This is a genomic window from Candidatus Contendobacter odensis Run_B_J11, from assembly GCF_000531125.1.
GTDB lineage: Bacteria > Pseudomonadota > Gammaproteobacteria > Competibacterales > Competibacteraceae > Contendibacter > Contendibacter odensensis.
In genome coordinates this window covers 1-2590 of the sequence record NZ_CBTK010000069.1, presented here as the reverse complement: position 1 = coordinate 2590, position 2590 = coordinate 1, and the positions used below count along the sequence as shown (strand labels likewise).

At 54.6% G+C, this 2590-nt stretch carries 6 protein-coding genes and 2 pseudogenes; 5 read left to right on the top strand and 3 right to left on the bottom strand.

All coding sequences use genetic code 11. The annotated features are described in order from the left end of the window. From BN874_RS05975 to BN874_RS05965, 3 genes and pseudogenes are all read right to left on the bottom strand, one after another. Positions 1–373: pseudogene (locus BN874_RS05975) on the bottom strand (transposase); the annotation flags it as partial. A gap of 126 nt (positions 374–499) precedes the next feature. Beyond that, positions 500–808, bottom strand: coding sequence for a helix-turn-helix domain-containing protein (locus tag BN874_RS05970; RefSeq protein WP_034431507.1), 309 nt, complete (start codon positions 806–808; stop codon positions 500–502). A 1-nt stretch (position 809) separates the two neighbouring features. Further along, positions 810–1106: a hypothetical protein gene (locus BN874_RS05965; protein ID WP_034431506.1), complete on the bottom strand. Its 297-nt coding sequence runs from the start codon at positions 1104–1106 to the stop codon at positions 810–812. Between the two features lie 313 nt (positions 1107–1419). Here BN874_RS05965 and BN874_RS05960 point away from each other — a divergent pair, with 313 nt between their 5' ends. From BN874_RS05960 to BN874_RS26360, 5 genes and pseudogenes are all read left to right on the top strand, one after another. After that, positions 1420–1593, top strand: a complete 174-nt coding sequence (locus BN874_RS05960; RefSeq protein ID WP_230314347.1) for a DUF4160 domain-containing protein — start codon at positions 1420–1422, stop codon at positions 1591–1593. 85 nt (positions 1594–1678) lie between these two features. Next, entirely contained in the window at positions 1679–1930 is a 252-nt protein-coding gene (locus BN874_RS05955; RefSeq protein ID WP_034431505.1) for a DUF2442 domain-containing protein, read from the top strand. Between the two features lie 82 nt (positions 1931–2012). Continuing rightward, positions 2013–2222 carry a type II toxin-antitoxin system VapB family antitoxin gene (locus tag BN874_RS05950; RefSeq protein ID WP_034431504.1) on the top strand — a complete coding sequence of 70 codons (210 nt, stop codon included), beginning with the start codon at positions 2013–2015 and terminating at the stop codon, positions 2220–2222. Then, positions 2222–2416, top strand: a pseudogene (locus tag BN874_RS26365) (PIN domain-containing protein); the annotation flags it as partial. The gene BN874_RS05950 and the pseudogene BN874_RS26365, both read left to right, overlap by 1 nt. Next, on the top strand, positions 2370–2590 hold a 221-nt coding region (locus BN874_RS26360; protein ID WP_420886111.1), incomplete at its 3' end, for a PIN domain-containing protein. The pseudogene BN874_RS26365 and the gene BN874_RS26360, both read left to right, overlap by 47 nt.

Genomic DNA, 2590 nt, shown 5'->3' with positions numbered 1-2590 from the left:
TCGCGCCCGGTCCCTGCACCGTCGAACCCTCGACAATGAGGAATCGCAAGTGACCCTCGAGCAGCGGTTTCGCCGCGTCGCCCATCCTCCGGCTCAGCAGCGCCTTCACCCACGGTACACAGGCCTTCAGGCGGTTGTGGATCGCCGTATCGCTGATCCGTTCCTCTAACCGCGTGAAGTTCCCTGCGATTTCGCGCAGCACCTCGTCAATCCCGCAGTAACCCATCACCACCCGCATCAACTGTTCCGGGGTTTTGATCTTGCGTGACCGGCAGAACGCTTTGAACTCGATCGCCAACTCCCGATAGTTCTCAGGCAACTCTTGTAAGAAGCTTTCAAATGTCGTATCAAGATTGATGAATGGCAGGCTCATGGTGGTCGGTCCTCCGGTCGCGAGGTTTGTGAAGCAACCTCGAGCCTGCCTTTTTTTATAACTTTTTCAATTTGTTAACCCTTAGGTTGGCGCGTATGGGGCAATACCCACCCTATTGGCTAATCATTAGGCCGCTTCCAGTTCGCCGATCAAATTGGGGTGGTTGCCAATGAGTTTTAACAGACACAGCACCCCTCCCGGCGGCGCAAACCGACCTTGTTCCCAATCACGCAGAGTCGCTACCGGGGTGCTGATGCGTTCAGCAAACACCTGTTGTGACAAACCGGTTTTAGCGCGAGCCGAGCGAACTAACAGTTGCTCAGCCGTCGTTACTCGCCCGACGCCGGATTGCATTTCAGCTAAACCTTGCCGGAGATCGTTCAGCGGCATACCCGCGTCTACCTCAATCGCTTGCGCTATTTTTTCAATGTCCATGTTACAGGGCCTTTTTGATATCACTGGGTTGGATAGTGGCTTGCTCCGCCTTTTGGTACAGTGTGATCAGCACCACCATCCCTTGCTCAGTCAGGTTGAAATAAATCACGCGGATGCCGCCGCTCTTACCTTTGCCCGCCACCGACCAGCGGACTTTTCGCGCACCGTCGGTGTCAGGAATCACATCGCCTGCCGTGGGATGCTCCGCAATCCAGGTAATAAACGCCATGCGATCTTCTTCCGACCAGATTTTTCCGGCCTGTTTTTGAAAAGTGGGTGTTTCGATCACGGTTCGCATGGAAGATAATATACGGGAATCCCGTATATTGTCAAAAGTTTTTTTGGGTACGTTTGCCGGTGCAAGCTAGCCGGGTAAGGTGGGCATGGTCCACCTTCTGACTAAGCTCCCAGCAACGGGTTTTTTACGTCTCTCGCGCTTTTGCCATTGAATCGCTCTCCGCACTATCATCGCTGGAGTTATTGCTATGCGGACAGGTACGAATGAGGACAGTGCAAGTCACGCTGGAGGATGATCGGGTCACGGCGGTGGATCGAATTGCCGGTCAGCGCCGGTAACAAATCCATTTTTGCCTGCACCCGTAGCGTCTACCATGCCCATTTTATCGGTATTCTTCGGGATTATCGGGCGCATGTGGCACGACGATCACCCGCCGCCCCATATTCATGTGGAGTACCAAGGGTTCGAGGCACTGGTCGATCTACAAACGGGTCAGGTGTCCAAGGGGAAATTACCCCGCAAGGTTGCCGCTATCGTACAAGAATAGTGTCTCACCCATCAGCAGGAACTGCTGGACAACTGGGAGCGAGCGCAGCGTTTTGAATCACTGGAGCGCATTCGAGGAGCTGATCATGATTAAGTTGCTAGAAGCTTGCTACATAGGCGGTCATCGGATCGAACTGGCCTTTTCAGATGGACGGCGCGGGATATTCAATGTGAAGACCTACTTGGCAACACGGCAAGGGCCTTTGCTAAAAGCCTTGCACGATGAAACCTATCTTCGACGGTTTTTCGTCGACGCCGGAGCCTTATGCTGGCCCAATGGCCTTGAGTTATCTCCAGCGCGTCTGTATGAAATTAGCCTCATGGAAATTGCTGCCTGAGCGCCCGGATCGTCTCGGTGCAAACCGCGCAATTCTTGAACGCAGGCCAACCTGTTGCCATCAGCCGCTATCTGGATCGCGTATGAGAACCCACCTCGAACTTGATGAACACCTCCTTACCCAAGTTCAGAACCTGGGCCGCTTTGCTACCAAAAAAGCCGCTGTAAACACGGCGCTTGCCGAGTACGCAAAGTTGCTCAAACGCCGCCAGCTTTTGGAACTGCGGGGCAAGGTTCACTGGGAAGGGGATCTCGACCGGCTGCGCGCTTCGCGGGACCTGGAACCCATTTGATGCTGGTCGATACCTCGGTCTGGATCGACTACTTCAACGGCTATGCCTCGGCAGAGGCGGATCGACTGGCTCAGGCCATCAGTGACCACGAATCGATCATTCTTTGCAGCGTCGTGATGACGGAAATTCTGCTCGGCTTGAGAAGCGATGCCGAAGCAACGCGCATCGCAGAACTGCTGGCCGCCTTCACTATGGCCCCGGAACCGGATCGAATGGATTACTTACTGCGAAGCGGCCACCCTCTATCGGCGCTGCCGCTCCCAAGGCTCGACCATCCGCTCCACTATCGACTGTCTGATCGCCCGGATTTGCCTTCGGCATGATTACGATCTATTGACCAAAGACCGTGACTTTCGGCTGATCGCAGA

Coding starts and splice junctions, on each gene's coding strand:
- BN874_RS05965 (WP_034431506.1), bottom strand. CDS start 1,106: ATGCGAACCGTGATCGAAACACCCACTTTTCAAAAACAGGCCGGAAAA.
- BN874_RS05950 (WP_034431504.1), top strand. CDS start 2,013: ATGAGAACCCACCTCGAACTTGATGAACACCTCCTTACCCAAGTTCAG.
- BN874_RS05960 (WP_230314347.1), top strand. CDS start 1,420: ATGCCCATTTTATCGGTATTCTTCGGGATTATCGGGCGCATGTGGCAC.
- BN874_RS05970 (WP_034431507.1), bottom strand. CDS start 808: ATGGACATTGAAAAAATAGCGCAAGCGATTGAGGTAGACGCGGGTATG.
- BN874_RS05955 (WP_034431505.1), top strand. CDS start 1,679: ATGATTAAGTTGCTAGAAGCTTGCTACATAGGCGGTCATCGGATCGAA.